Origin of the sequence: Erythrobacter sp. WG (assembly GCF_026586795.1) — a bacterium.
Classification (GTDB): Bacteria; Pseudomonadota; Alphaproteobacteria; order Sphingomonadales; family Sphingomonadaceae; genus Erythrobacter.
In genome coordinates, this window is the sequence record NZ_JAPFGY010000028.1 from 22711 (window position 1) to 47821 (window position 25111).

Sequence of the window (25111 nt, forward strand, 5' to 3'; positions counted from 1 at the left end):
ACGCGGCCGGGATCTATGCTGCCCGGTTACTGAAGGACGCTATAGTCCGCTTCATCCATCCGCAACGACATCGCGGGGCGGATGTCGAAGGTCGCAAGTCCAGCGGCGACCAGCGGCAGGCCGGCGATCTCGCGGTGCATTTCCTCCGGGCTCTGTATGCACAGCAAGGTAAGCTCGTCACGGTCGGTGCTTGCCAGCGCGAGAACGAAGCGGCCCATCTTCGCCCATTCGAGCAAAGCTTCGTATTCGGCGCTGCGATAGAAGCTGACCTCGTCCTGCCCTGCCGCCGGCGCGATGCGCAAGGTGACGAGCGTGATCGCCATGTTCGGCGCGAGCAGACCCTTGGGCTTGCCTGAGAACCACTCGATCCACCTCAGCCACGGCATCTCCGGGGATCCTTTCTGCGCCTCGCCTACGCCTTGTGCGCAATGCCGGGCTTTCGAATTCTTGCGCGCCGGTGCCGTGCGCCTGACGCCTGGCCCTGTCAATTGTCGACGACGGCGAGAAACCGAAAAACGTGAAGCATTGCGAAAGATGGCGCGCGCCGAGCGGCGCATCAGAGACCTTGCGGCGCTCGGCAGGCGCCCTTCCCTGCCGGATCACAAGGAGCAGAAGATGCGCGGAGTAAGAAACCGGTTCTTGGCGGCAGGAGCAATGCTGGCGCTCGCCATACCGTCCCTCGCCAGTGCCGATGTCGTTGTGCGCGGCAAGGAAGGCAAGCCCCTCGACGAGATCCGCGAGGCCCCGGCGTCGATCCACAACGACCTGCGGACCATCGTCGCGCAGCCCTCCCCTTCCGAGGTCGATCCCAAGCTTCTGGGGCCGGTGCTGCTGATGAAGTCGGCCCATATCGACATGGAGAAGGGCACTGCGACCCTCCCGTTGCGGCGCGGCAAGCTGCCCAACGGGACGCCGGTGTGGTTCATCCTCACCGACGCGACCGACCAGAACATCGCCGAGCTGCAAGGCCTCGCCTATTCGCCCAAGCTCGCCTTCGCGCTGACCGGCAAGGGCACCCGCCGCGCCCGGATCGAGCAGGACGGCACCTTCACCTTCGCCAGCGGCAGCGTCGACTTCAAGCCGGTGCTGGGCGTCACGCCCGGACCCGCCAACGCGCCCTTCCCGCCCAAGGCGTTCCAGCCCGGTTCGGTGGGCGATGCCGACTACACCCCGCTCGTCTATGTCGACAATTCGGCCAAGGCGCTGCTCTACAATGCCCCGGTCGTCAGCCAGGCGAGCGAGGCAGAATTAAACGCCATGTGCGGCGGCAAGGTCGACTACAGCAAGGTCCACGACAAGGTCGCGGCGATCTGCCCGCGCGACGGGACGGTGACGATCAAGCTGACCTTGGGCTTCACCTTCGACAAACCGATCTTCTACCTTTCGACCGAAGCCAACGATCCGCTGGTCGCGAGCCTCGAGAACGCGACCTACACCCCGGCGATGAAGGACTTGCCCTTCGCGCTGGAAGACGCCTCGCCTGGCGAGAGCGCCGAGCGGATCGTGGTGGTGGTGAACGGCCCGACCGGCAAGGACAACCCCCATCGCCAGGGCCTCGCCAGCGCGCTGTCGGGTGAAGGCGGGCCATTGAACGTGCTCGGCGGCATCCCGACCATCAACCTCGACTATTCGCCGATGTGGCGCCTGTTCCCGGCGGTGTGGACCGAGGAGGCGATCCAGAAGGGCTACCGCTACCGCATCACCAGCGCTCTCCAGGCGGCCGAGATGTCGACCCGCGGCTACCTCAAGAGCCTCGACGGCGGCGAGTTCCGCGCGGTGGGCTTCATCGTCAACTGCCCGGTGGTCTACCGCATCAACTGACGCCGAACACCATCCGGTCCCGAGGGTCATGCACTGCCCCCTCCGGCATGACCCGCACCTTGCGCCGGGAGGCCTGACTTGCCTTCCGGCGCTTTTCTGGCGCAGGGCCATCCCTTGCGGTCCTGCATAAGGACACCCCGATGCAGCGCCTGCGGCTTCCTGCCACGATCATGGCCGCATCGGCCTCGCTGCTTGCCGCCACTCCTGCCTTTGCCGGCGAGGATGCCGCTTCCGGGCCGCCTGGGGCCCGGACCGAGGGCGAGGCCGAGGCCGGGATCGCCGGCGAGGACGCGATGGCCGACAAGGGGGGCGACCGCCTGCGCGACCTCACGACGGATCGGCCCGATATCGCCGAAAGTCCCTATACCGTCGATCCCGGCCACATTCAGATCGAGACCACCCTCATCGGCTACACCCGCTCACGCCGCGATCCGGCAGGGGTGGCGACGGACAGCTACGAATTCGCCACAAGCAACCTGCGGATCGGGCTGACCGACCGGCTCGAGCTCGATCTCGTCTGGCAGCCCTACGGCATCGTCGATCCGCGCCGCGGTGGCGCCCCGGCGCGCGGCATCGGCAGCGTCACGATCCGCGCGAAGTACAACCTGTGGGGCAATGACGGTCCCTCGCAGCCCGGAGACACCGCGCTCGGGCTCCTGCCTTACGTCACGCTACCGACCGATGCCGACAATGGCGTGAGCGAGCGCGAGGTCAGCTTCGGTCTGATCGTCCCGGTCGCGCTGGAACTGGGCGGCGGCTTTGCACTGGGGATGAACGCGGGCGCCAACTTCACGCGCGAGGACGCGCGCGATCGCTTCGATGCCTCGGTGCTGGCGGTGGCCTCGCTCGGTTTCGCGTGGACCGAAAGACTGGGGAGCTACGCCGAAGTGGCATGGGAATTCAGCCGCGGCGGCCCGGACGGCGGCGATGTGGTCACGCTCGATACCGGTTTGACCTTCCGCATCGCCGAGAACTGGCAGCTCGATGCCGGGATCAATGTGGGCGTGACCCGCGCTGCCGATCCGATCGCGCCCTTCATCGGCTTCGCGGCGCGTTTTTGAAGCACGGCCGGGGCGGCCGCGATCACGCCATGCGGCGCAGCACATCGTCCCTGAGGATGAAGTGGTGGCGCAGCGCTGCCGCCACATGGATCACGGCCAGCGCGAGGAACAGCCAGCCGAGCCACTCGTGCGCCGGACCCGCCGCCGCGTAGGCGGCGCCCTCGCGGCTGACGGGGAGCTTGGGCCAGTCGAACAGGCCGAACCAGGTGAGCGGGTACTTGCCAGCCGAAGCCATGATCCACCCGCTGAGCGGCATGGCGAGCATCAGCAGATAGAACACGCCGTGCACCGCCTTCGCCGCAGCGGCTTCACGGCGCGTCATCGATGCCGGATGGGGCGGCGCCGTCCAAGTCAGCCGCCAAGCGATCCGCACAAGCGTCAGCACCAGCACCGTCAGGCCGATCGCCTTGTGAACCGGGATCAGGCGGACGACGCCCTCCAGCGGTTCGTGCAGCAGTCCCGAGCCAAGGTTCGCGATCACCAGCGCGGCAATGCTCCAGTGCAGGAGCCGCGCGACGCGGTTGTAGCGCGCCGCCGCCTCAAGCATGGAGGTGCAGGCTCGCAGCCGATGACAGAAGCGCAGTCCTCATGTGCATCGCGGGCCATCCCATCGTGTCATTTGCGGAAGCGGCCGGCCTCCGCAGCGGCCGCAGCCGCCGCCGGACACCGGCCGCCCGGCATCGATACCCGGCCCGCGATCAAAAGAAAAGGATCGCGCCGGCGGCGATGCTGTCGCTTTCGGCCTCGTTCCCGCCGTGCGCGGTGCTCTTGGCGTGGGTGTATTCGCCGAGCAGCGTCACCCAGTCGGTGAGGCCGTAGCGGATCTGCCCGACATAGCTCGAATTCTTGCGCACCAGCGTATTGCCCGCCGCGCGCTCGAGCGCGGTCAGGCCGAGCCTGCTCTCGCCGTAACTGCCCCCCACCGAGAATTTGCCGAAGGTGGCAAGGACCTGCGCGTAGAAGCCGTTGCTGCTGCGCGGGTTGCCGCGCGCGTCGGTGTCGAGGAGGTTCAGCACGGTCGTGCCGAGCCCCTTGGCGGTGTACCAGTTGGCCACCGCCGTGATCGGCCCGACAGCGAGCTTGCCGCCGAGATCGAAGCCGCGCCCGGTGTAGGAGACCAGCCCGGCCGTGCCCGCACCCACGGTCTCGTGCCGCTGCGTGATGCCCGAAGCCCATAGGCGCAGCTTCACGTCCTCGCCGAAGCCGTGGTCGAAGGTCAGCTTGCCCTGGAAGCCGGGCGAGGTGTTGTTCTGCGCCGGCGCGGTGAGCGAGCGCAGCGGCTGGAAGATGCCCGCCGAGGCCTGGAAGCCGCCGAAGCTGGGCGTGGTGTAGGTGATCTGCGGCTGGAAATCGGTGTAGATGTAGCCCGATCCGATCCGCCCGAGGCTGGTGTTGGCGGGCGCCACGTTGCCACCCGAGGGGCCGACCGCGAGCAGAGTGATGTCGTTGAGGATCGCCTCGGAGCTGAACAGGCCGATGTCGCGGCCCATTTTCACCGTACCGAACTTGCCCCCGATCGTGATGTAGACCTGGCGGAAGTCGATCCCCGTCGTTGCCAGTGCCGTCGGCTGCCCGCCATTGTTGGCGCCGAGCGCCCCCCAGTTGGCCGAGTTGATCCCCGGATACATCCCGAAATGCGCGCCGATGTCGAGCCCGGCCTGCTTGGTGGTGACGTCGATCAGCAGAAAACCCGGCAGCAGGCCGTTGCGCACCGCGTTCGAGCTGTCGGTCCCGACACTGGCGATCCCGCCGCCGACCGCCGTGCGCGGACCCGGCGTCTGGGGGTTCTCGTTGACGTAGAAGGCGTTGATGGAGCCGGAGAACTTGATCGTCGCAGGGCCAACCTCCATGCCGATCCCGCCGGGCGTGATCTTGACCAGCCTGCTCATGTCGAGCGCGCCGGCGGCGCTGTCCTGCGCGGCGGCCTGGGGCGAGGCGGCGGGGGCCGGGGCGACCTTGGTCTCGGCCATGATCTGGGCATATTCCTCGTCGGTGAGGATGCCCTTTTCGTGCAGGCGCTGGAGCAGCTGCTGGGTCGCGGTCGCCTGCGCGAAAGCGGGCGTTGCGCCGCCGCCGATGGCCAGCGCCGCCACGGCTGCGTGCAGCAGGAATCTGGGTCTCATGTCCTTCCCCCTCGATCTTTGTTCTCGTGCCGTCCGTTGCGGCCCGGCCATGCTGCGCCCACGGGGGGTCGCCCGAAATTGGACTTTGGTTCTCGTCCTTTGGTCTTAGGATGGCTGCGCGGCGCGAAAGGCGGCGCGGATCTCAGGCGTCGATGCGGGGGAACAGCGCGGCCTCGAGCCCGGGGTAGAAGTGCGACACCGAACGGGTCAGCTCGTAACGGGCCGCTGCCATTCCGGCGAGATGGGATGGGATCGGCAGGCTTGCCGCCTCGGTCATGTCGAGCCCGCCCGCCACCGCCTCGTCCAGCGCGGCGCCGAGCCAGGTCAGCCAGCTGCGCGTCTGGGCGATGGCGGTGCCGCCCGTATCGAGCGGCCCGTGCCCGGGCACCAGCTGGCGGTGCCCGATCGCCCCCAGCCGGTCGAGCGCGGCGAGCCATTCGGCGGGGCGCGCGTGGGGCGTGGCGGGCGCGCGGTCATGAAACACGAGGTCGCCCGCGATCAGCGTGCCCGACGCAGAATCGAGGATAGCGAGATCTGCCTCGCTGTGGCCGCCAAGCGCCAGCAGCCGCAGCGCCCGTCCGCCGAATTGCGCTTCGCCGTCGTTCACCGTGCCTTGCGGCAGGACAAGCTCGGTCCCCGCCATCCAGCCGCTCAGCATCCGGTACATCGCGGTTGAGAAGCCCGCGCCGTCGCGCTCGAGCTCGCGGTGCGTGCCCGGCAGCGACACAACCTCAGCCTCCGGGAAGGCACCGCTGCCGAAGCTGTGGTCGGGGTGAAGATGGGTGATGTAGACCCTCCGCACGGGCTTGCCGGTAAGTCGCAGCGCGAGCCGCCCCAGCGCCTCCCCGAAGCGCAGCGAGGGCCCGCTGTCCACGAGGATCGCGCCCGCGTCGCTCGCCATGATGACGCTGTTGGCGATCGCCCCGCCGTTGGCGAAGCCCAGCGCCTCGTCGGCGCCGCGCACCATCCAGATGCCATCGCCGATCGGGGTGGCCTCGGGCGCATAGCGCCCGGCGAACTGCTCGGCCCGCGCCGCGAACCCTTGGGCGAAAGGCAGCGCGAGGGCACCCACGAGAAAGCCGCGCCGCGCGATCATCGCCGCACCGCCGCAGCCAGGGCAGCGCCGCTCCTCGGCGCCACCGCGCCGGTGACGACCACCCCCCCGGTGTCGCGCGCATTGACTGCGACCGGGCCTCTGCCAGCGGGGGAGAGAAGCACGGTGAAAACCGGGTCCTCGCTCACCGATCCGTGGACCGTCATGCGGGCAAGCGGCGTGCCGTCCTCGGCGGCGAACGTCACCTCCTCGATGTTGTAGGCCGGGATGTTCTCAACGAGCCCGGTATCCATTGGGTGGCGGATCGCGATCCGCACCCGCGTCGCGTCCCCTTGCGGCCAGGCCGCCCCGCGCAGTTCGCCCAGGTGATCGGCCCAGTCGCCGCGCACCCGGCTGACCGGCGGGGCCGAGCAGCCCCCGCCAGCCGCATCGACCCAGCCCCCCGCGACGTGCCACACGCCGTCGGCGGTCAGCACCGCACCGCGAACCGGCGTGCGCTGGTCGAGCTTGATCCGGGTCGCGAGATAGGCGTGAGCGGCGAGCGGTTCGTACTCGACTGCGATGGGGATGGGGTTGAGGTCCGCGAACAGCACCATCCGCCGCACTGCGCTGAGCGCGCGCGCGTCGATCGTCACCGGCAGGACGTGCTGGTTTTCGGCAAGCATCGGCAGGTCCACCCGGACCGCCGGATCGAACACCACCGGCGCGCCCGCGAAGAGCTTGCCCGCGTGATAGGTCCACATCGGCGAGCCGAGCGGGTCGGCCGGCAGCGGTCCGACGGCGGGGGCCGCGCTCGCGGCGAGGCTGGGAAACAGGCGCATCATACCAAGGGACAATATATTCCGCCGCCGCGGCCGGCAGATATAGGACCTTGGAAGGAGACGAAGCGGATGCGCAGGGCCCGGATCATGCTCGCTGCGGCGGCAGCGCTGGCCGGCATGGCCGCCGCGCCGCCCGCTTCGGCGAGCCCCGCAGAGCCCGGGCTGTTCGACGCCGCCGGCTACCGGACCGCCCGCTACCGCAGCCCGGTGCGCGCCGATCCGGCGCCCGCCGAGCCCATCAGTCTTGCCGCCGCGATGGCCTTGCGCGCGGGCACGGATGCGGTCTTCGTGGATGTCACGCCTGCCGATGGCGGTGTGCGCGATCCCGACAGCGGCACATGGACCCTGGCTGAGGCACACCTCACCATTCCCGGCGCGCTGTGGCACCCCGAAACCGGGCGCGCGCCGGTCGATGCGGACCTGTGGCACGCGCTCAAGCGCGCGATCCACGCCGCCCGCCGCGCCGCGCCGGGCAAGCCGGTGGTGGTGTTCTGCCGGATCGATTGCTGGATGAGCTGGAACGCCGCGCGCCGCCTCGGCTTGCAAGGGGTGGGCAATGTGCGCTGGCTCGCCGAAGGGACCGATGGCTGGCAGGCGGCGGGCGGCGCGCTGGTGGCGGCGGTGCCGGTCGCCGTGCCGCACGCCAAGGTTCATGGGCAGGAGGAGAAATGAGATGGCCAATCTGGTGGTGAGCTACCCCCGCCGCGAAGGCGCGCGCTTCGACGCGGAGTACTACCGCGACGTCCACATCCCGCTGGTCGAACAAAGCTGGCAGGCAGCAGGCCTCACCGGCGCGCAAATCCTCTGGCCTGCCGACGCCGATCAGCCTGCGGCCGCGATGGTGGTGCTCAGCTTCCGTGACAGCGCCGCGATCGATGCGGCGCTCGCCAGCGAAACGACGGCAGCGGTGATGGCGGATGTCGCGAACTTCACCGACATTCAGCCGACAATCTACCGCACCGTCTGAGAAAGAGCGCTTGCGGCGAAGCGCGGCCAGCGGAACGGCCGCCCCGCCGCGCGCGCCACAGCCTCTCAGCTTTGCTGCTTGAGGTAGTCGATGATCTCCTGGCGCTTGGCCGGGTCCTTGATGCCGGGGAAGCTCATGCGATTGCCCGGCACCAGCGCGCGCGGGTTCTCCAGCCACTTGTGGAGTGTCGCTTCGTTGAGGACGAGACCGGCGCTCTTGAACTCCTCCGAGAAGGCGTAGCTGCCTTTGCCCGCCGCCTTGCCGTAGACGCCGTAGAGATTGGGCCCGATCTTGTCCTCGCCGCCCTTGTCGGCCGTGTGACAGACCGCGCAGCGGCCGAAGGCGGCGGGCGGCGCGGCGGTCACGGCCGCGACCTTGACCACTTCGGGCGCCGCCGGCTTGGCAGGGACGGTTGCAGGGATCGGGGCGGCCGCGGTCTTCGCGGCGGCCTCGACAGCGGCGCTTGGAACGGCCGTGGGCGCTGCCTCCGGCGTGGCCTCGGCGCTCGGCAGCGCCTCGGGCGCGGCGGTCTCTACGGGAGCTGGCGCCGCCTCCGTTTGGGTCGAGGCGGGGGCGCCCCCCGCATCGGGCTGACCACCCGAGCAAGCCGTCAGAGCCAGTGCCAGCAGCGCACCGCCGGCGGAAATCGAGCGCAGAGCCATGTTATCCTCCCTGTCGTGATTCGTATCGATCTGCCGCAAGGGTGACAGGTGCCGGGGCGCCGCGACATTGCACCTTCGGACGAAGCCGCCGCCTAGAACCGCGCGCTGATCCCCACCGTCACGCGCCGCGGCGCGCCGGGCGCGAGCGCGCGCGGGTCCGAAGCGCTGGGGGCTTCGGCAAGGTCGATCTCCTCGACCTCGGTGAAGGTGCCGAAGGTGGCGAACTTGCGGTCGAAGACGTTGCGCAGCTCGCCGAACAGCGAGACGCCGCGCAACAGCTCGATCCGTCCGCGCAGGTTGAACACCGCGTAGCCCGGCACCTTCGGGACGCGGTTGAACCCGTCCCCGACGAGAAACTGGCCTGAGCGCGCGATCAAGTCCCCGCCCAGCGCAAAGGCGCGCCCGCCGATCCGGCCCTCGTAGTCGGCGGTGAGCGTCGCGCTGTGACGCGGCAGGCCCGACAGCCGGTCGCCGCGGGCGACGGCGATCCTCCCGGCCGCACCCGCCTCGGGGTTAGGCGGGCTGCCGAGCACCAGCGGCGTGCGGAAGGTCGCATCGATGAAGGCATAGCTCGCCCCCACCTGCCATCCGCCGCGCCGGGCGCGCAGGCTCGCCTCGATCCCCTGCCGCCGGGTCTTGCCGATGTTCTCGAAGAAGCCGCGCCCGCGGGTGCTCGCCGCGACGAACTGGATGTCGTTGCTGTTGCTCGCCCGGTAGGCCGAGAGCGGCCAGTCGATGTCCCAGCCCGCGCCCCGATGCCTGCCCGAGGCGCCGAGCTCGAAGGTCCGCGCGACGACCTGTTCGAGCGGCGGGTCGGCGATGAAGAAGTTGGTGAGGCTGCACGGCGCATTCTCGTCCGCGCAGGACAGCGCCGCCTCGGTCGGGACGCGGTTGGATTCCGCATACCCCGCGCGCAGGGTGAAGTCCGGCGTCACCGCCCAGTCGAGCTCGACGCCCGGATTGAGCCGGCTGAAGCTGTGGTCGCCGCTGAGCGCGCCGCGTTCGGTCGAGGCGGCAAAGTCGTTCTCGCTCGAATCGTAGCTGACCCCCAGCACCAGCCGGTTGCTCCGGGTGCCAAGGCCCTGCTCGGTGATGACCTGCACCAGGAATCCCTCGGAGCGCGACGCGATGGTGCCGCGATTGAACACCCCGCAGGCGCCGCCGCCCAGCCGGTCGGCGATACGGTTGCCGCGCCCGTCGGTAAGGGGCGTGCGGATCTCCTCGTCCTCGGGGCCGACCGTCTCGAGGCACAGCAGGCCGGCGAGCGCAGGATCGTCCTCGCATTCCTCGATGTCGGCAGCGCCGCCGTTGACCAGCGCGGCCTTGCGGCGCTGGCGGTAGAGCATCGCCTCGAAACGCACGGCATCGCCGATCGCCAGCCACGGGTGGAGGCTCACCCGGCCATACCTGTTGCGCTGGTTGTCCGGCCAGGTGAATAACGAGCGGCGCCGCTTGGCGAGCAGTTCGACGGGGCGACACCGTTGCCGGTGAGATCGGTGTCCGCGCCGACGAACTTGACGTGCACCCCGCCGCGGGCGCCGTCGAAGCCCAGGTCGACGAAGCCATTGAGGAGATTGGAGGGACTGAAGTCGCGCCACCCGTCCTCCTCGCGGTACTGCACCGCGCCGAACCAGCTGAAGCCGCCGATGGCATCGCCCGCAGCAAGGCTGAGGGTCGCGCCGTTCGAGGATCAGCGCATCATCAAGGCCGTTATCGCCGCCGGGCGCGGTGACGATGATCGCCGCGCGCGGATCGTCGCTGGCTTGCGCGGCGACTTCCTCGGCCTGCGCCATGGCCGGGTGCGCCCGCCCGGTCGAAAATTCCTGATCGGCCTGACGCTTGTACCAAAGTGCAATGGGGTTTCGGCCCGATGAGCCTACACTCGTCGCAACCAAAGCGTCGCTGCCCACATCATGGCGGCACCCGTCAAGCCAAGGGGTTGAGGACATGAACACCACCACCACCGGACGCATCCTGCTGGGCGGGGCCATTGCGATGCTGGCCCTGACCTGCGGGCCGCAGATCATGGCGCATGGCGATATGGTGCCGCAGGCGGTCGATACTTCCGACCTGCCCGACATCGGCGAGGAATGGCTGCAGAAGAATCCCTACAGCGGCAATGCCCGCGCGATCGAGATCGGCACGTCGGCCTATAATCAGAACTGTGCGCGCTGCCATGGGCTCGATGCGATCTCGGGCGGGATCGCGCCCGATCTGCGCTATCTTGAACCGGGCGAGTCCGGTGATGCCTGGTTCGTCGAGCGTTATCGCAAGGGTTCCAGCCATGATGGCCGGGTGCTGATGCCGCCGCTCGGCGATGTCCTCGGCCAGAAGGCGGGCTGGGCCATTCGCGCCTTTCTCGAGACCAAATACACCGAGGAATAGGCCCGCACCGGCGATCTTGCGTCGCTGGTTTTCGGCACGCATCTGCCAGAAGTCCGATGATCCCGGTGCACGACCTTGCGCCGGGATCAGTCGTGCATGATCAGCGACTTGTCTCCAGACGCGGAGCCGCTTCTGCGCGTTGCACCATAGTCCAATTTCGGCCTCGCCCCGCCATCGGCACCATCGCTTCGCCAGTGGAGCAATAACGGTGCCGGAGACGTGTCCGGCGACAAGTGGGGGTCCGCGGCAGAGGAGGATCGTATGAAAGGTGCAATCGCAATTCTCATGCTGTCAGGCGCAGCGTTGGCGACCGGCATTCCGGCCCAGGCGCAAACGGCTGCAGAGCATGATTTCAAGCTTCCGGGCGTCACCTGGGAAGACATTCTCGCCGACGAGAACACAAACGACAACGTGCTGATGTATGGCCTGGGCGTGAGGGCCCAGCGGTTCAGCACGCTTGACCAGATCAATTCCGGCAATGCGCACAAGGTGGTGCCCAAGTGGGTGTTCTCCTTCGGCGACGAACGCCAGCGCGGCCAGGAATCGCAGGCGCTGATCTATGACGGGGTGATCTATGTCACCGCCTCCTACAGCCGCGTCTTCGCGATCGATGCGCGCACCGGCAAGAAGCTGTGGTCCTACAGCGCGCGCCTGCCCGATGATATTCGCCCGTGCTGCGACGTGGTCAACCGGGGTGCTGCGATTTATGGCGACAAGATTTTCTTCGGCACGCTCGATGCCGGGATGACCGCGCTCGACCGCAAGACCGGCAAGGTCGTGTGGCGCAAGAAGTTCCAGGATCACACCGCCGGCTACACCATGACCGGCGCGCCGACGATCGTGAAGGACGCCAAGACCGGCAAGGTGATGCTGATCCACGGCTCGTCGGGCGACGAATTCGGCGTGGTCGGCGAACTCTACGCCCGCGATCCCGATACCGGCGAAGAAATCTGGATGCGCCCGATGGTCGAAGGCCATCAGGGCCGCCTTAACGGCAAGCCGCATACCTTCACCGGCGATCCCAAGGCCCCGAGCTGGCCCAACGAGCCCGACGGCAAGAAGGTCGAGGCATGGAATCACGGCGGCGGCGCGCCTTGGCAATCGGCGACGTATGATGCCAAGACCAACACCATCGTGATCGGCACCGGCAACCCCGCGCCGTGGAACACCTGGAAGCGTTCGCCGGGCGACAGCCTCTATACCTCCGGCCAGATCTATATCGAGCCTTCGACGGGCGAGCCGGTGGGCTTCTTCCAGCACACGCCCAATGATGCATGGGATTTTTCGGGCAACAACCCGATCGTGCTGTTCGATCTGGAAAAGGACGGCAAGACCATCCGCGCCGGTGCCCATGCCGATCGCAACGGGTTCTTCTTCGTCACCGATCTCGACAAGCTGACCAAGCGCGATGGCAAGATCAGCAAGCAGGTGGGCGGCGCGATCAGTATCGATCCCTTCGTGCCCGGGATCACCTGGGCGACCGGCTGGGATGTTGCCAAGGGGCGGCCGAAGGAAGTCGAAGGCCAGCGCCCGCCGCCGCCGGCTCCGGGTGAAAAGCAGGGCAAGGCCATCGACGTGACTCCCAACTTCCTGGGCGGCACCAACTGGATGCCGATGAGCTACAACCCTCAGACCAAGCTGTTCTACATCCCCTCGAACGACTGGTCGGAAAGCTACTGGACGGAAAACATCACCTACCAGAAGGGTTCGGCCTATCTGGGGCAGGGTTTCCGCATCAAACGTCAGTTCGATACCCATGTGGGCGTGCTGCGGGCGATGGATCCGGCCACTGGCAAGATCCGCTGGGAAGCCAAGGAGCCGCTGCCGCTGTGGGGCGGGAACCTGACGACCGCGGGCAACATCGTCGTCCAGGGCACCTCTGATGGCTATGTGAAGCTGTTCGATGCCACCACCGGCAAGGAGCTCTACAAGTTCCAGACCGGATCGGGGGTGGTCGGGGTGCCGATCACCTGGGAAATGGACGGTCGCCAATATATCGGCATCACTTCGGGGTATGGCGGCGCGGTGCCGCTGTGGGGCGGCGACATGGCCGATCTGACCAAGACGGTCAGCCAGGGCGGCAGCTTCTGGGTGTTTGAACTGCCAAATACCTGATCGCCCTGTCCTGCCGCTGCCCGGGCCGGCGTGCCCGGGCAGCGGTCCGGCTTTGGGAAGGAGAGAGACCATGCCGAAAAAATCCAATGCCTCGCATGGCCGGGCGGCAGCCCTTGCGATCGCTGCCCTGCTGCTGACGTCCACCGCGGCTGCACAACAGGTAATCGTCAACACTGAAGAACGCCCTTCACCATGGGTCGAAAATGGCTGCACCATCGCCCCTGACGCGAAATGCCCAGGCGTTGATCTCAGCTTCGTTGATCTGAGGAATGCGAATCTGGCCGGTGCCAATCTGGCAGGCGCCAACCTTGCCCGCGCCGATTTGCGCCATGCCAATCTCAATGGCGCAAACCTGCAAGGCGCGATCCTTGATGGCGCGAACCTGTTCACCGTGTTCATGAACGGCGCCGATCTGACCGGGGCGCGGCTGCACGGTACCGACCTGTCCTTTGTCCGCGCCGGGAAGGCGAAATTCGACGGCACCGACATCGACGCGGCGACCTTCGAGAAGGCCTTGCTGAAAGGGGCCAGCTTCCTCAAGGCACGGATCGTCAATGCTGATCTGCTCGAAGCAAAGCTTTATGAAACCAATCTCGAAGGTGCCGAAATGCAGGGCGTGCGGCTGCGCTTTGCGGTGTTTCAGGACGCCTGGATGAAGGACTGCAAGGGCTGCCCGATTCACTGGCAGACGGGCGAACCCGTGTGGGAAACCGAAGCGCGCGAGCGTGCGCGTCAGGGCGGCGCTTCGCCGTGACAGCCTCAACATCGCCTTGCCGCGCCTGCAATCCCGCATCACAAGGGGGGAGATGATGACCGAGGTTCAATCGCTCGAACGCGTGCTGATCGTCGATGATCATGGCCTGATCCGCGATGGTCTTCGCGCCATCCTGCTCTCAAGCTTTCCCGATTGCGACATCGCCGAGGCCGCCAGCTTCACCGAGGCGCTCGAACGGCTCGAAGCGATGCCCGATCCCGACCTTGTCCTGCTCGATCTCAATATGCCCGATGCGCAGCGCTTCTCCGCGCTCGAACAGCTCAGGGTCGATTTTCCGAGCCTGCCGGTGGTGATGGTGTCGGGCTCCTATGACCGGGTGACGGTGCGCGACGCGCTGGCGGCTGGCGCGGCCGGGTTCCTGCCCAAGACGCTCGACAGGGCGACCATTCTCGATGCGATCCAGCAGGTCATGGCGGGCGAGATCTACGTGCCCGAGGAGCTGCAGGTCGATCCGGACGCCGAAGCCTCGGACAAGATCCGCAAGCTGATCGACAGCCTCACCCCCCAGCAGCGCGTGGTGCTCGGCCAACTCGTCGCCGGGCGGCTCAACAAGCAGATCGCCCACGAGCTCGATATATCGATGACCACCGTCAAGGCCCACGTCTCGGCGATCCTGTGCAAATTGAATGTGTTCAGCCGCACCCAGGCGGTGATCCTAGCCAACCAGGTCGGTTTTCAGGGTTAGCGTCCGGTCAGGACACGGCCGCCATCTGCCGCAGCAGCGCGCGCAGCTGCGCGGGCTTGACCGGCTTGGTCAGCACCGCAAGGTCTAGCGCGGCGAGGCGCGCGCGGACTTCCTCGCTGCGGTCGGCGGTGACGATGGCTGCGGGCAGGCTGCCCCGGTGCAGCGCGCGGATGCGGGCGACGGCCGCATCGCCGGTGAGGCCATCCTCGAGGTGATAATCCGCCAGCATCAGTGCGAGGCCCTCGCGCGCGGCAGCCTCTGCCTCGGGATGATCGGGGCCAACCGCGGTGATCGTGCGGTAGCCCCAGTTCTCCAGCAGCGCGCGCATCCCGGCGAGGATGGATTCGTCGTTGTCGATCACAAGAATCGCCCCTGCGGCGGCCGCCTGCCGTTCCGTGGCATGGCCAGCTGGATCGGGCCGCAGCGCCGCCACGGGCTGAGCCGCATCGAGCGTGATCGAAAAGGTCGACCCCTCCCCCACGACCGAATGCAGCGCGATCCCGTGCCCGAGCTTGAGACACGACCGCCGCACGATCGCAAGGCCGAGGCCGTGCCCCGGGATCTTGCGGGTCGCCTCCAGCCGTCGGAACTCCTCGAACACGCTGCCCTGCAATTCGTGCGGGATGCCGGGACCGGTGTCGGCAACCATGATCGTCACCTGCTGCCCTTGTCGCCGCGACGTCAAGGCAACGCGCCCGGCGGCGGTATAGCGGATGGCGTTGGAAACGAGGTTCTGGAGCACCCGTCGCAGCATCCCCACGTCGCTGGCGACGAATTGCCCGGTCTCGGCGACATCGAAAGCCAGCCCGCGCGTTGCCGCCACCGGGGCGAACTCGACCCGCAGCGCCGAAAGCATCCGGTCGAGGTCGATGGCGCGGATCTCCGGCTGGACCGCGCCGGCATCGAGCCGCGAGATCTCGAACAGGCTTTCGAGCAGGTCCTCGACCGAATCGAGCGCGATCCCCGCCTGCCCCACCAGGCGCCGGGTGCTGTCGGCCAACCGCTCCTGATCGAGCGCCGAGACGAACAGCCTCGCGGCGTTGAGGGGTTGGAGCAGGTCGTGGCTGGCAGCGGCGAGGAAGCGGGTCTTGGAGAGGTTGGCAAGCTCGGCCTCGTCCTTGGCCTCGGCCAGTTGACGGTTGACCTCGATAAGCTCGGCGGTGCGCTCCTTGACCGCGCGTTCGAGCGTCTCGGCGACCTCGCGCATCGAGCGCTGAAAACGGATGCGGTCGGTCACGTCGTCGAAGGCGAAGGCCATCCCGCCGGTCGCCAGCGTGACCGAGCGGATCACGAAGTTGCGGCTGCCCATCATGCACTCGGTGCTGATCCGGGGGCCCCGGCCCTCGCGCCACTCCACCGCCTGCGGACGGTCGAGAGCGCAGCGCTCGATGCAGTGGCGCACGAAATCGGCGTGGGTGCCGATGTTCGCCAGCGTTTCGCGGTTGACTCGCAGCATGGTCGCGAATTCGTCGTTCCAGGCTTGCAGCTGCTGGTTGGGGCCGAACAGGCACGCGCCTTCCGAGAGGGTATCGAGCGTCGATTGCAGCGCGAGGTTGCGTTCGGCGAGTTCCCGCGCACGCTGGCGGGCATCCTCCGCCTTGACGCTGGTGATGTCGGTATAGATGCCGACCGTGCCCCCCTCGCTGGTGCGCAGCTCGCTGATCTGGAGCCAGCGCCCGTCGGCGAGCAGCTGGACGTGGACGCCGGCATCGCGGTGCCGCGCGAGGCGCTCCTGTTTCCAGCGTTCAGGGGCGACGAGCGAGCCGATGGTGCTGCCGTGACCGGCCAATAGGTCGACCAGCTCGTCGAAGCGCGGCCGCTCGGCGACGATCTCGCGGAACTCGGGCCAGAAATCGAGGAAGGCGGCGTTGCACATCACCAGCCGGTCCTCGGCATCGAACAGCGCGAACCCGTCGCTGAGCGAATCAATTGCATCGCGCAGCCGCGCGCGGGCCGCGTCGGCATCCATGTGCGCGGCTTCGATCTGGGCGTTGATCGAGGCGAGCTTGACCATCGCCTCCTCGAGCTCGCCGGTGCGGTCGCGCACCATGGCTTCCAGCGCGATGGCGTTCTCGAACATCGAGAAGGCCCCGCCCGCCAGATCGCTCGAGCGCTCGACACGGTCCATCAGCGCGGCGTTGATCGCCTCGAGCCTGCGCACCTTGTCCCTGAGCGCGGCGATCTCCTCCGCTTCGGCTCGCCCCTGTACGGGATCGACGGCGGTGGCCATCAGCGGCCGATCGCCAGGCAGCTGAGCGTCTGGTTGAGATGCGCGGCGCGGAACTGTTCGCCATAGGTGTTGAAGCCCGCGAGGCGGTTGGCACCGTAGATCGCGCAAACCTCGCCAGCGAGCTGCCGCTGTTCGGCATCGATCCGGTTGAGCACGCAATCGAAGCCGAGCACATGGTCGATCTCGCCGACCTCGGCATGGAGCTTGGCGAAGAATTGCTTGAGGCGGGCCACACGGTCGACCGGCTCACCCACCGTGAGCACGATGCCCCGGTCGACCGCACCGTAGAAGGTGAGGCTGCCGTCGGGATTGGCGGTCTGGATCGCGCGGACGTGATAGTTGCCCCCGGCGCGCACCATCGGCGGGTGGGCGGCAAAAAAGGCGGTGTCGAGCACCGCGCCGGGCGCGCCGGCGAGCCTGCGATATTCGTCGGCAGCCGGCGCAGCGTTGATCTCGTGGACGATCCGGCGTTCGGGATCGGCGGCGGTCACCACCATGCGCTGCGGGCCGGGCTCGTAGAAGCATTCGGAATAGACCTGCATCGGCCGCGAACTGGCGAGCATCACGATCGCCGCGGTATCGCTGCGGAAGGCGCCGTTGCACAGCACGCCGGTTTCGCTGAACAGCAGTCCGTCGCCGCTCGATCCGCCGATCAGCGGGATGTCGCCGAGCGCATCCTGCACCGTCATGGTGAGGAGCTCCTCGCGGTGCGACAGCCCATCGACGAAGAACAGGGCGACCTGGCTGCCATTCTCTCCGAGACAGCGGGCTTCGTGCCGCACATTGGCCGCAAGGTGACGGATCTGGCGGCGCGCATCGTCCCGGTCGAGCCCGTCGATGGACGACAGGTGCAGGACGCGGAAGGTGAAGCTGTCCGCGGGAAAGCCCATGAACAAAAGACTGTCGGCATCGTAGCCGCGCCCGGTGATCTCGCCCGCGCTGGTGCATCCTGCCAGCGGGAAACCGGAGAGGTGCTGCGCTATCGCCGCCGCGAGCGCTTCGCGCGGGTAGCTGCTGGAGCAGAACAGAATGCCGCCAGCAAGGACGCGCCCGTCAATTGACCGCGCGATCTCGGCAACGGCATCGGTCGGGCAGGCGGCGTGCGAGCTTGCAACGACAAGACCGCCGGCCGCCGATGGGCGCGGTGCGTGCAATGGCCTCTCCCGTTTTTCTCCCGAAGGCAGTGCCTTCGCCCCGGGGGCATAATGTTGCTTTTTCGCCCGAGCGGCAAGCATTTTCAGGCTCCGCTCACGGGCGCGCCGGCGGCGGCGAGCCGCTCTGCCTCGGCATCGGTGAAGACCCTGCTGCGGGTGACGAACCGCACCCCTTCGGGAGCCTCGAGGCTCATTCCCGATCCGCGCCCGGGCACGACGTCGATGGTGATCTCGGTGTGCTCCCAATATGCGAACTGGCGTGCGCCGATCCACACCGGGGTGTCGCCCGCGACATGGCCGAGCAGCACGTCCTGTCCGCCGACCTTGAACTCGCCGCGCGCGAAGCACATCGGGGCCGAGCCGTCGCAGCATCCGCCGGACTGGTGGAACATCAGCGGGCCGTGGAGGGCAGCGAGCCGCAAGATCCAGGCTTCAGCCTCCGGGGACGCAAGGACGCGCGGCGGCGGGGTCTGGTCGGGCATAAGTCTCTCCCTCGTTCGACAAAGCGGGGCGGACGGCGCCTTCGCCATCCGCCCCGTGGGACACCGGAACCGACCCCTTGGGAGAGGTTGAGCGGGAGGCGGTTCCGGTCGTTAAGCTCAGAAGAAGCCCAGCGCCTTGGGGCTGTAGCTGACGAGCAGGTTCTTGGTCTGCTGGTAATGCTCCAGCATCATCTTGTGGTTTTCGCGACCCACGCCCGACTGCTTGTAGCCGCCGAAGGCCGCGTGGGCCGGGTAGGCGTGGTAGCAGTTGGTCCACACCCTGCCCGCCTCGATCGCGCGGCCGAAGCGGTAGCAGGTGTTGACGTCGCGGCTCCACACCCCGGCGCCGAGACCGTAGAGCGTGTCGTTGGCGATGCTGAGGGCTTCCGCATCGTCCTTGAAGGTGGTCACCGACAGCACCGGACCAAAGATCTCCTCCTGGAAGATCCGCATCCGGTTATGGCCTTCGAGCACGGTCGGCTGGACGTAATAGCCCTCGGCAAGCTCGCCCTCCTGGATGTGGCGGTGGCCGCCGGTCAGCACCTTCGCGCCCTCGCCCTTGCCGATCTCGATATAGCTGAGGATCTTCTCGAGCTGGTCGTTGGAGGCCTGCGCGCCGATCATGGTCGCGGCATCAAGCGGGCTACCCATCTTGATCGCGTTCACGCGGGCCAGCGCCTTCTCCATGAAGCGGTCGTAGATCGATTCGTGGATCAGCGCGCGGCTCGGGCAGGTGCAGACCTCGCCCTGGTTGAGCGCGAACATGGCGAAGCCTTCCAGCGCCTTGTCGAGGAAGTCGTCATCCTCGCGCATCACGTCGGCGAAGAAGATGTTGGGGCTCTTGCCGCCCAGTTCGAGCGTGCAGGGGATGAGGTTCTCCGAGGCATACTGCATGATCAGCCGGCCCGTGGTGGTCTCGCCGGTGAAGGCGATCTTGGCGATGCGCGGGCTGGTGGCGAGCGGCTTGCCGGCCTCGATGCCGAAGCCGTTGACGACGTTGACCACGCCCTCGGGCAGCAGGTCGGCGATGACCTCCATCAGCACCATGATGCTCATCGGGGTCTGCTCGGCGGGCTTCAGCACCACGCAGTTGCCGGCGGCGAGCGCCGGGGCGAGCTTCCACACCGCCATCAGCAGCGGGAAGTTCCAGGGGATGATCTGCCCGACCACGCCGAGCGGTTCGTGGAAGTGGTAGGCGATGGTGTCGTGGTCGATCTCGGAGATGCCACCTTCCTGCGCGCGCAGCACGCCAGCGAAATAGCGGAAGTGATCGACGGCGAGCGGCAGGTCCGCGGCGGTGGTCTCGCGGATCGGCTTGCCGTTATCGATGGTCTCGACGAGCGCGAGCAGATCGAGGTTGTCTTCGATCCGCTGGGCGATGCGACCCAGAATATTGGAGCGCTCGGTGGTCGAGGTGCGGCCCCAGGCGGCGCGCGCCTTGTGCGCGGCATCGAGGGCGAGCTCGATATCCTCGGCGCTGCCGCGCGCCACCTGGCACACGCGCTTGCCGTTCACCGGCGAGATGTTGTCGAAATACTGGCCCTTGACCGGGGCCACCCACTTGCCGCCGATGAAGTTCTCGTACTTGCCCTTGATCAGGGACTTGCCTTGGAAATTGCTCAGAGCCTGTTCGAGCATGACACTTCTCCTCTCGCCCATCGGTCGACGTGGATGAAGTGTGCGCGGATCGTCCCCGTCTGCCTATTGTACCTTAGGCCGATGAAGCGCCGGGCCGAGGTTCGGAAAAGGCCGTGGCGCGCCCGGCAGGACTCGAACCTGCTGCCTCAAGATTAGAAGTCTCGCGCTCTATCCAGATGAGCTACGGGCGCGCGCGCCGAACGGCACGGGCCGCCAATAGCGCGCTTTGCGCGGCAAGGGAAACGCGCTAACCGTTCCGGCGATGGAAAACGCCGCGTCGCCGCAAGAGCCCGCCGATCCCGCCGCCGCTTTCGATCGCGATCCGGGCGACGGGATCGTCGCCACCTCGCGCCCTCCGGTCGTCTTCCGCTTCTACGATCTGGTGATGGCCGCCTTCGTCGCGATCCTGCTGCTCTCGAACATCATCGGTGCGGCCAAGCTCACCTATGTGGATGTGCCGTTCTGGCCCGAGGGCCTGTGGCCTGCGCCCGATGGCACCTTCATCTACGGCGCCGGCATCCTATTCTTCCCGCTGGGCTACGTGATCGGCGACGTGCTGACCGAAATCTACGGCTTTGCCCGCGCGCGGCGGGTGATCTGGGTGGGGACGGCGGCGATGGTGTTCCTCGCCTTCATGTCTTTCGTCGTCACCGCCCTGCCCCCCTTTCCCGGCTGGGAGTGCGCGGCGAGCGGCTTCGGCGGGCCCCGCCCGGTCACCTCCGCCGCCGACGCCGCCATTTCCGGCGGCGCGATCTGCCAGAGCACCTACGAGAGCGTGTTCGGCAGCACCTGGCGCATCGTCGTTGCCTCGATCACCGCCTTCTGGGCGGGAGAATTCGTCAATTCCTTCGTCATGGCCAAGATGAAGGTCTGGACCAAGGGCCGCGCCCTGTGGACCCGCACCATCGGCTCGACCGTGGTCGGTCAGGGCGTCGACAGCCTGATCTTCTACCCGGTCGCCTTCTACGGCATCTGGACGACTGACGCGGTGCTGACGGTGATGGTCACCAACTGGACGCTCAAGGTCACGTGGGAGGCGGTGCTGACCCCGGTGACCTACGTGGTGGTGAACAAGCTGAAGGCCGCCGAGGGCGTCGACCTGTTCGACATCGATACCGACTTCTCGCCCTTCGCGAGCAGCGAAGCGGTCCGGGCCTAGACCTATCTGCCAAGCACTGCGGTTGGCGCAGACCTACAGCGCGATCTCCGCCACCACGTCGACACGCCAGGGCACGGCCATGCGTCCGGCGAGCAGCTTCAGGTCCTTCTCGGTCGGCTGGCCGAACAGCGCCTCGTGACTTTGCGCAAGTTCGAGCACCAGCGTGCCCTCCTTCACCGTCAGCCGGCTCGCCTCGAGCGAGCGGCGCGACTGGCCGCCAAGGCGGCGCGCGAGGCGCAGCGCGAGGCCCCAGCGCACCGCTTCCTCCAGCGCCTCGTCGCTGGCGAGCGCCCGCAGTTCGGGAGGAAGCGTCAGCTGGTTGCCGTTGGCGGCGATCGCGGCGGCCAGCATCGCCCGTCCCTTCCCGTCGATCCCGATCCAGCGCTTGTGCAGCGCCCAGTTGATCGCCTGCGGCAGGCGGATGTTCGGCTCGATCTGCATCGAGGCGAGCGCCAGCATGGTTGCGGCCATGCGCAATCGTTCCGAGCCATGCTCGCGCGCGGGTGCGGCATCGAGCGTCCAGGCGGCCATCCGGGTCGCGAGCGTAGCCTGCGCCCCGCGCTCGGCGGCGAAGCCTGCTACCCCGGCAAGCAGCGGGTCCTGCATCCGCGTGTGCTCCGGCAGGCGGTCGTAGAGCAGCCCCTCGCGCAGGCCCCATGACGAGAATACCACCTCCTGCGGGGCGAGCCGGGCGAGCAGCGCCTGAAGCAGCACCGCGGCGTCCGGCAGCTTTTCCGCGCGCATGGTCGAGATGCGCTCGCGCCCCTTGAGCGCATCGCTGGTGCTGGCGGCGAGGTTGGCGGCGAGGACCTGCGCGGCGGCGGCATCGAGGCAGAAGCCGTGCGGATCGCTGAGCGGATAGCCGCGCGCGGTCATGGCATAGACCGCCATCGCCCGCCATGTGCCGCCCACGAGGTAAAGCGTGCCGTTGGTTTGCGGGGCGCGGCCCGCGAGGTCCCACCCCGCCTTGCGGATCGCCTTGTCGAGCGACTTCTTCATCTCCGCCCGGTCACGCTTGCGGTGCTCGGGCAGACGCAGCGTGCCGAGCGGCAAGGTGCTCGCCCCCTCGGTGGCGCCTTTGGCGACGCGCACCAGTTCGAGGCTCCCCCCGCCGAGATCGGCGACGATACCGCGCGCGTCGGGAAAGGCGCCGATCACGCCATGGGCGCTGAGCAGCGCTTCCTCCTCGCCGGAAATCACCCGCGGCTTGAGACCGACGGCACGCAGTTCGGCGGCGAATTCCGCCCCGTTCGCGGCATCGCGCACCGCCGCCGTCGCGACGGTCTCGACGTCCCTGATCCCGAGATCCTCGAGCAGCAGGGCAAACCGCTTGAGGCCGCGCAGCGCCATCGCCATCGCCTCGTCGGCCAGGCGACCGGTGGTCGCGATCTCGCGGCCCAGCTTGGCGGTGACCTTCTCGTTCAGCAGCACCCCCGGCGCACGCGGCGCGCCGCAATAGACGACGAGGCGCACGGTGTTCGACCCGATGTCGATGATCGCGCGCTCTCCCGCGCCGCCGCCGAGCGCCGGATCGCGGCCCTCGCGCCGCCTTCGCCAGATCATGCGACCGCCCCTCGACGCAAGCTGAGCTTGGGCACCGCACCTGCCTCGAGCGCCCCGCCGCGCCCGGACAGCGAGGGGTTGGTCATGAAGTAGCGGTGGCAGTTGAAGGGCCTGGCGCCCTCCTCGGCCTCGATGCGCGAATAGCTGCCGTCGGGGTGCAGCCACCAGCTCTGCTCGGTGTCCAGCATATTGGCGAGCAGCACCTGCTGGAGCACCTGGTCGTGCACCGTGCGGTTGAGGATCGGGATAAGCGCCTCGACCCGGCGGTCGAGGTTGCGGCTCATCATGTCGGCGGACGCGATGAACACCGCGCTATGCGGTCCGGGCATGGCATGACCGTTGGCGAAGGCATAGATGCGGCTGTGCTCAAGGAAGCGGCCGATCACCGATTTGACGCGGATGTTCTCGGAAAGCCCCGCGATACCCGGCCTGAGGCAGCAGATGCCGCGCACCACCAGTTCGATCTGCACCCCGGCCTGGCTTGCCGCATAGAGCCGGTCGATCACGCCTTCGTCGGTGAGCTGGTTGCACTTCATCCAGATCGCGGCCGGCTTGCCGCCCTGCGCATGGGCGATCTCGGCATCGATCCGGGCGTAGATTTCCTCGCGCAGGTCGATGGGCGCTATATGGATGCGCTCCAGTGCATGGGGCTCGACATAGCCGGTGACGAAGTTGAACATCTTGGCCGCATCGCGCCCCAGCTTGGGGTCGGCGGTGAAGAAGCTCAAGTCGGTGTAGATGCGCGCGGTGACGGGGTGATAGTTGCCCGTGCCGAAGTGGCAATAGGTGCGGAAGGAGTTCCCCTCGCGCCGCACCACCATTGCGACTTTGGCGTGGGTCTTCCAGTCGGTGAAGCCGTAGATCACCTGCACGCCCGCGCGTTCGAGCTTGCTCGCCCATTGCAGGTTCTGCTCCTCGTCGAAGCGGGCCTTCAGTTCCACCACGGCCGTGACCGACTTGCCGGCCTCGGCCGCCTCGATCAGCGCGCCGACCACCGCGGACTGGCTGCCGGCGCGATAAAGCGTCTGCTTGATCGCCACGACATCCGGATCGGCGGCGGCCTGACGGATGAAATCGACCACCACCTCGAAACTCTCGTAAGGGTGGTGGACGATGATGTCCTTCTCGCGGATCGCCGAAAAGGCGTCGCCGTCATGCTCGCGGATGCGTTCGGGAAAGCGCGGGGAATAGGCGTCGAACTTGAGGTCAGGCCGATCCTCGCGGACGATCTCGGCAAGCCCGTCGATGCCGATCACCCCGTCGGTCTTGATGACCGCCGCCTCGTTGACGCCGAGCTGGTCGAGCAGCAGGCTTTCCCCGTCAGGGTCGAAGTCCTCCTCGATCTCGAGCTGGATGACCTGCCCACGCCGCCGCCGCTGGAGCGCGCTGCGGAAGGTGCGCACCAGGTCCTCGGCCTCCTCCTCGATCTCGATGTCGCTGTCGCGAAGCACCCGGAACATCCCGTCGCCCTCGATCGTGAAACCGGGGAACAGCACCTCGGCATAGCGCTGGATGAGCCGCCCCATCGAGATGTAGAGCGCGCCGCTCTCCCCGGTCACGTCATCGGGCACGCGCACGAAGCGCGGCAGCGCGCCGGGGATGAGCACCATCTCGATCAGCTGCTCGCGGGTCGCGTCCCGCGTGAGGGTAAAGAGGATGCCGATCCCGCCGTTCTGGACGAAGGGGAAGGGATGCGCCGGGTCGAGAGCCTGCGGGGTGATGACCGGCAGGATCTCGTTGAGGAAGTAGGCCTTCAGCCACTTGTGCGCGGCGGGACTCACGCGCTCCTCGTCGGCGACGTGGATATCGGCCGCCGCGAGCCCCTCGCGCAAGGATCGCCAGATCGCCTGCTGGCGCTGGGCGAGGTCGGCGAGCTTCTCGCGGATCGCGGCGAGCTGCTGCTGCGGGCTGCGCCCGTCGATCGAGGGCGTCTCCAGCCCGCGCTGCACCTGGCCGACGAGCCCGGCGACGCGGATCATCATGAACTCGTCGAGATTGCTTCCCGAGATCGAGAGGAACCTGACGCGCTCGAGAAGGGGATAGGCCGCGTTGCAGGCCTCGGCGAGGACGCGCTGGTTGAACTGGAGCCAACTGAGCTCGCGGTTGAAATAGGGGCTCTCGTCGGGGCCGAGCTCGGCGAGCGCGGTGGCGCCCGCAATGGCCGCGAGGGGCTGGTTCCCGGTCGGTGACGTGCTCATACTATCCTGTTCCGCCTGCCGCCGCGCAAAGGCTCGCGGCTGAACGGCGCCCATGTGTTCGCTCGGGCAAGCGGTGTAAATGACGTAAGCTGGCTTGTCACACCAATGTCATCGGCCCTGTCTCGGCCGCGATCGGCGGCCTCTCACGCGATATTTTTGGTTTGAGTGATGTTGGTGATGGATCGTTGTCCTTGGTTGTTTCGGCCGAGTTGGACGAT

At 67.7% G+C, this 25111-nt stretch carries 23 protein-coding genes, 1 tRNA gene and 1 pseudogene; 10 read left to right on the plus strand and 15 right to left on the minus strand.

All coding sequences use genetic code 11. The features are described from left to right. Positions 1 to 26 precede the first annotated feature (26 nt). Positions 27 to 386 carry a hypothetical protein gene (locus OPU67_RS13340; protein WP_267620401.1) on the minus strand — a complete coding sequence of 120 codons (360 nt, stop codon included), beginning with the start codon at positions 384 to 386 and terminating at the stop codon, positions 27 to 29. Between the two features lie 229 nt (positions 387 to 615). Here OPU67_RS13340 and OPU67_RS13345 point away from each other — a divergent pair, with 229 nt between their 5' ends. Both OPU67_RS13345 and OPU67_RS13350 read left to right on the plus strand, forming a co-directional pair. Next, entirely contained in the window at positions 616 to 1821 is a 1206-nt protein-coding gene (locus tag OPU67_RS13345) for a hypothetical protein (protein ID WP_267620403.1), read from the plus strand. 140 nt (positions 1822 to 1961) lie between these two features. After that, positions 1962 to 2882, plus strand: coding sequence for a transporter (locus OPU67_RS13350; protein WP_267620405.1), 921 nt, complete (start codon positions 1962 to 1964; stop codon positions 2880 to 2882). A 22-nt stretch (positions 2883 to 2904) separates the two neighbouring features. Here the strand turns inward: OPU67_RS13350 and OPU67_RS13355 are convergent, their stop codons facing one another. The 4 genes from OPU67_RS13355 to OPU67_RS13370 form a co-directional block, all read right to left on the minus strand. Next, complete coding sequence (locus OPU67_RS13355) at positions 2905 to 3429, minus strand: cytochrome b (protein ID WP_267620408.1); 525 nt, start codon at positions 3427 to 3429, stop codon at positions 2905 to 2907. Positions 3430 to 3580: 151 nt separating this feature from the next. Further along, positions 3581 to 5005 (minus strand): porin, encoded by a 1425-nt coding sequence (locus OPU67_RS13360; protein ID WP_267620409.1) that lies wholly within the window; start codon positions 5003 to 5005, stop codon positions 3581 to 3583. 142 nt (positions 5006 to 5147) lie between these two features. Then, positions 5148 to 6101 (minus strand): quinoprotein relay system zinc metallohydrolase 1, encoded by a 954-nt coding sequence (locus OPU67_RS13365; protein WP_267620411.1) that lies wholly within the window; start codon positions 6099 to 6101, stop codon positions 5148 to 5150. Further along, positions 6098 to 6883, minus strand: coding sequence for a quinoprotein dehydrogenase-associated SoxYZ-like carrier (locus tag OPU67_RS13370; protein ID WP_267620414.1), 786 nt, complete (start codon positions 6881 to 6883; stop codon positions 6098 to 6100). The genes OPU67_RS13365 and OPU67_RS13370 overlap by 4 nt, the downstream gene beginning before the upstream one ends. A gap of 66 nt (positions 6884 to 6949) precedes the next feature. Between OPU67_RS13370 and OPU67_RS13375 the strand changes: the two genes are divergently transcribed. Then, positions 6950 to 7552, plus strand: coding sequence for a rhodanese-like domain-containing protein (locus OPU67_RS13375; protein ID WP_267620416.1), 603 nt, complete (start codon positions 6950 to 6952; stop codon positions 7550 to 7552). A 1-nt stretch (position 7553) separates the two neighbouring features. Beyond that, positions 7554 to 7847: an EthD family reductase gene (locus OPU67_RS13380; RefSeq protein ID WP_267620418.1), complete on the plus strand. Its 294-nt coding sequence runs from the start codon at positions 7554 to 7556 to the stop codon at positions 7845 to 7847. A 65-nt stretch (positions 7848 to 7912) separates the two neighbouring features. Here the strand turns inward: OPU67_RS13380 and OPU67_RS13385 are convergent, their stop codons facing one another. The 3 genes and pseudogenes from OPU67_RS13385 to OPU67_RS16390 form a co-directional block, all read right to left on the minus strand. Further along, positions 7913 to 8509, minus strand: a complete 597-nt coding sequence (locus OPU67_RS13385) for a c-type cytochrome (protein ID WP_267620420.1) — start codon at positions 8507 to 8509, stop codon at positions 7913 to 7915. Between the two features lie 92 nt (positions 8510 to 8601). Continuing rightward, positions 8602 to 9975, minus strand: a pseudogene (locus OPU67_RS13390) (TonB-dependent receptor domain-containing protein); the annotation flags it as partial. Continuing rightward, positions 9903 to 10130 carry a hypothetical protein gene (locus OPU67_RS16390; RefSeq protein ID WP_420709016.1) on the minus strand — a complete coding sequence of 76 codons (228 nt, stop codon included), beginning with the start codon at positions 10128 to 10130 and terminating at the stop codon, positions 9903 to 9905. The gene OPU67_RS16390 and the pseudogene OPU67_RS13390, both read right to left, overlap by 73 nt. Before the next feature lie 25 nt (positions 10131 to 10155). Between OPU67_RS16390 and OPU67_RS13395 the strand changes: the two genes are divergently transcribed. The 5 genes from OPU67_RS13395 (at position 10156) to OPU67_RS13415 (ending at position 14469) form a co-directional block, all read left to right on the plus strand. Next, complete coding sequence (locus OPU67_RS13395) at positions 10156 to 10383, plus strand: hypothetical protein (RefSeq protein ID WP_267620422.1); 228 nt, start codon at positions 10156 to 10158, stop codon at positions 10381 to 10383. A gap of 73 nt (positions 10384 to 10456) precedes the next feature. Continuing rightward, on the plus strand, positions 10457 to 10894 hold the full coding sequence (gene pedF, locus OPU67_RS13400) for a cytochrome c-550 PedF (RefSeq protein ID WP_420709015.1): 438 nt from the start codon (positions 10457 to 10459) through the stop codon (positions 10892 to 10894). Between the two features lie 261 nt (positions 10895 to 11155). Continuing rightward, positions 11156 to 13009 (plus strand): PQQ-dependent methanol/ethanol family dehydrogenase, encoded by a 1854-nt coding sequence (locus tag OPU67_RS13405; protein WP_267620424.1) that lies wholly within the window; start codon positions 11156 to 11158, stop codon positions 13007 to 13009. A 70-nt stretch (positions 13010 to 13079) separates the two neighbouring features. Then, a complete protein-coding gene (locus tag OPU67_RS13410) occupies positions 13080 to 13763 on the plus strand; it encodes a pentapeptide repeat-containing protein (RefSeq protein WP_267620426.1) in 684 nt (227 codons plus the stop codon). A 52-nt stretch (positions 13764 to 13815) separates the two neighbouring features. Then, positions 13816 to 14469 carry a response regulator gene (locus OPU67_RS13415; protein ID WP_267620428.1) on the plus strand — a complete coding sequence of 218 codons (654 nt, stop codon included), beginning with the start codon at positions 13816 to 13818 and terminating at the stop codon, positions 14467 to 14469. A 7-nt stretch (positions 14470 to 14476) separates the two neighbouring features. Here OPU67_RS13415 and OPU67_RS13420 read toward each other — a convergent pair whose 3' ends face one another. From OPU67_RS13420 to OPU67_RS13440, 5 genes are all read right to left on the minus strand, one after another. Then, positions 14477 to 16699 (minus strand): ATP-binding protein, encoded by a 2223-nt coding sequence (locus OPU67_RS13420; RefSeq protein ID WP_267620430.1) that lies wholly within the window; start codon positions 16697 to 16699, stop codon positions 14477 to 14479. Then, entirely contained in the window at positions 16699 to 17853 is a 1155-nt protein-coding gene (locus tag OPU67_RS13425) for an FIST N-terminal domain-containing protein (RefSeq protein WP_267620432.1), read from the minus strand. The genes OPU67_RS13420 and OPU67_RS13425 overlap by 1 nt, the downstream gene beginning before the upstream one ends. 83 nt (positions 17854 to 17936) lie before the next feature. Further along, positions 17937 to 18335: a DUF779 domain-containing protein gene (locus OPU67_RS13430; RefSeq protein ID WP_267620434.1), complete on the minus strand. Its 399-nt coding sequence runs from the start codon at positions 18333 to 18335 to the stop codon at positions 17937 to 17939. A gap of 117 nt (positions 18336 to 18452) precedes the next feature. Next, positions 18453 to 19973 carry an aldehyde dehydrogenase gene (gene adh, locus OPU67_RS13435; protein WP_267620436.1) on the minus strand — a complete coding sequence of 507 codons (1521 nt, stop codon included), beginning with the start codon at positions 19971 to 19973 and terminating at the stop codon, positions 18453 to 18455. Between the two features lie 114 nt (positions 19974 to 20087). Beyond that, positions 20088 to 20164 (minus strand) — tRNA-Arg (locus tag OPU67_RS13440). 71 nt (positions 20165 to 20235) lie between these two features. Here OPU67_RS13440 and OPU67_RS13445 point away from each other — a divergent pair. Next, a complete protein-coding gene (locus OPU67_RS13445; RefSeq protein ID WP_267620438.1) occupies positions 20236 to 21132 on the plus strand; it encodes a queuosine precursor transporter in 897 nt (298 codons plus the stop codon). Positions 21133 to 21165: 33 nt separating this feature from the next. On the opposite strand, the gene OPU67_RS13450 is transcribed toward OPU67_RS13445, so the two are convergent. After that, positions 21166 to 22695, minus strand: a complete 1530-nt coding sequence (locus OPU67_RS13450) for a Ppx/GppA family phosphatase (RefSeq protein WP_267620440.1) — start codon at positions 22693 to 22695, stop codon at positions 21166 to 21168. Next, positions 22692 to 24893, minus strand: a complete 2202-nt coding sequence (locus OPU67_RS13455) for an RNA degradosome polyphosphate kinase (protein WP_267620442.1) — start codon at positions 24891 to 24893, stop codon at positions 22692 to 22694. The genes OPU67_RS13450 and OPU67_RS13455 overlap by 4 nt, the downstream gene beginning before the upstream one ends. Positions 24894 to 25111 lie beyond the last annotated feature (218 nt).

What these genes read in the sequence shown, in the direction of transcription:
- OPU67_RS13340 (WP_267620401.1), bottom strand. Translation starts at nt 386, where the DNA reads ATGCCGTGGCTGAGGTGGATCGAGTGGTTCTCAGGCAAGCCCAAGGGT.
- OPU67_RS13345 (WP_267620403.1), top strand. Translation starts at nt 616, where the DNA reads ATGCGCGGAGTAAGAAACCGGTTCTTGGCGGCAGGAGCAATGCTGGCG.
- OPU67_RS13350 (WP_267620405.1), top strand. Translation starts at nt 1,962, where the DNA reads ATGCAGCGCCTGCGGCTTCCTGCCACGATCATGGCCGCATCGGCCTCG.
- OPU67_RS13355 (WP_267620408.1), bottom strand. Translation starts at nt 3,429, where the DNA reads ATGCTTGAGGCGGCGGCGCGCTACAACCGCGTCGCGCGGCTCCTGCAC.
- OPU67_RS13360 (WP_267620409.1), bottom strand. Translation starts at nt 5,005, where the DNA reads ATGAGACCCAGATTCCTGCTGCACGCAGCCGTGGCGGCGCTGGCCATC.
- OPU67_RS13365 (WP_267620411.1), bottom strand. Translation starts at nt 6,101, where the DNA reads ATGATCGCGCGGCGCGGCTTTCTCGTGGGTGCCCTCGCGCTGCCTTTC.
- OPU67_RS13370 (WP_267620414.1), bottom strand. Translation starts at nt 6,883, where the DNA reads ATGATGCGCCTGTTTCCCAGCCTCGCCGCGAGCGCGGCCCCCGCCGTC.
- OPU67_RS13375 (WP_267620416.1), top strand. Translation starts at nt 6,950, where the DNA reads ATGCGCAGGGCCCGGATCATGCTCGCTGCGGCGGCAGCGCTGGCCGGC.
- OPU67_RS13380 (WP_267620418.1), top strand. Translation starts at nt 7,554, where the DNA reads ATGGCCAATCTGGTGGTGAGCTACCCCCGCCGCGAAGGCGCGCGCTTC.
- OPU67_RS13385 (WP_267620420.1), bottom strand. Translation starts at nt 8,509, where the DNA reads ATGGCTCTGCGCTCGATTTCCGCCGGCGGTGCGCTGCTGGCACTGGCT.
- OPU67_RS13395 (WP_267620422.1), top strand. Translation starts at nt 10,156, where the DNA reads ATGGCATCGCCCGCAGCAAGGCTGAGGGTCGCGCCGTTCGAGGATCAG.
- pedF (WP_420709015.1), top strand. Translation starts at nt 10,457, where the DNA reads ATGAACACCACCACCACCGGACGCATCCTGCTGGGCGGGGCCATTGCG.
- OPU67_RS13405 (WP_267620424.1), top strand. Translation starts at nt 11,156, where the DNA reads ATGAAAGGTGCAATCGCAATTCTCATGCTGTCAGGCGCAGCGTTGGCG.
- OPU67_RS13410 (WP_267620426.1), top strand. Translation starts at nt 13,080, where the DNA reads ATGCCGAAAAAATCCAATGCCTCGCATGGCCGGGCGGCAGCCCTTGCG.
- OPU67_RS13415 (WP_267620428.1), top strand. Translation starts at nt 13,816, where the DNA reads ATGATGACCGAGGTTCAATCGCTCGAACGCGTGCTGATCGTCGATGAT.
- OPU67_RS13420 (WP_267620430.1), bottom strand. Translation starts at nt 16,699, where the DNA reads ATGGCCACCGCCGTCGATCCCGTACAGGGGCGAGCCGAAGCGGAGGAG.
- OPU67_RS13430 (WP_267620434.1), bottom strand. Translation starts at nt 18,335, where the DNA reads ATGCCCGACCAGACCCCGCCGCCGCGCGTCCTTGCGTCCCCGGAGGCT.
- adh (WP_267620436.1), bottom strand. Translation starts at nt 19,973, where the DNA reads ATGCTCGAACAGGCTCTGAGCAATTTCCAAGGCAAGTCCCTGATCAAG.
- OPU67_RS13445 (WP_267620438.1), top strand. Translation starts at nt 20,236, where the DNA reads ATGGAAAACGCCGCGTCGCCGCAAGAGCCCGCCGATCCCGCCGCCGCT.
- OPU67_RS13450 (WP_267620440.1), bottom strand. Translation starts at nt 22,695, where the DNA reads ATGATCTGGCGAAGGCGGCGCGAGGGCCGCGATCCGGCGCTCGGCGGC.
- OPU67_RS13455 (WP_267620442.1), bottom strand. Translation starts at nt 24,893, where the DNA reads ATGAGCACGTCACCGACCGGGAACCAGCCCCTCGCGGCCATTGCGGGC.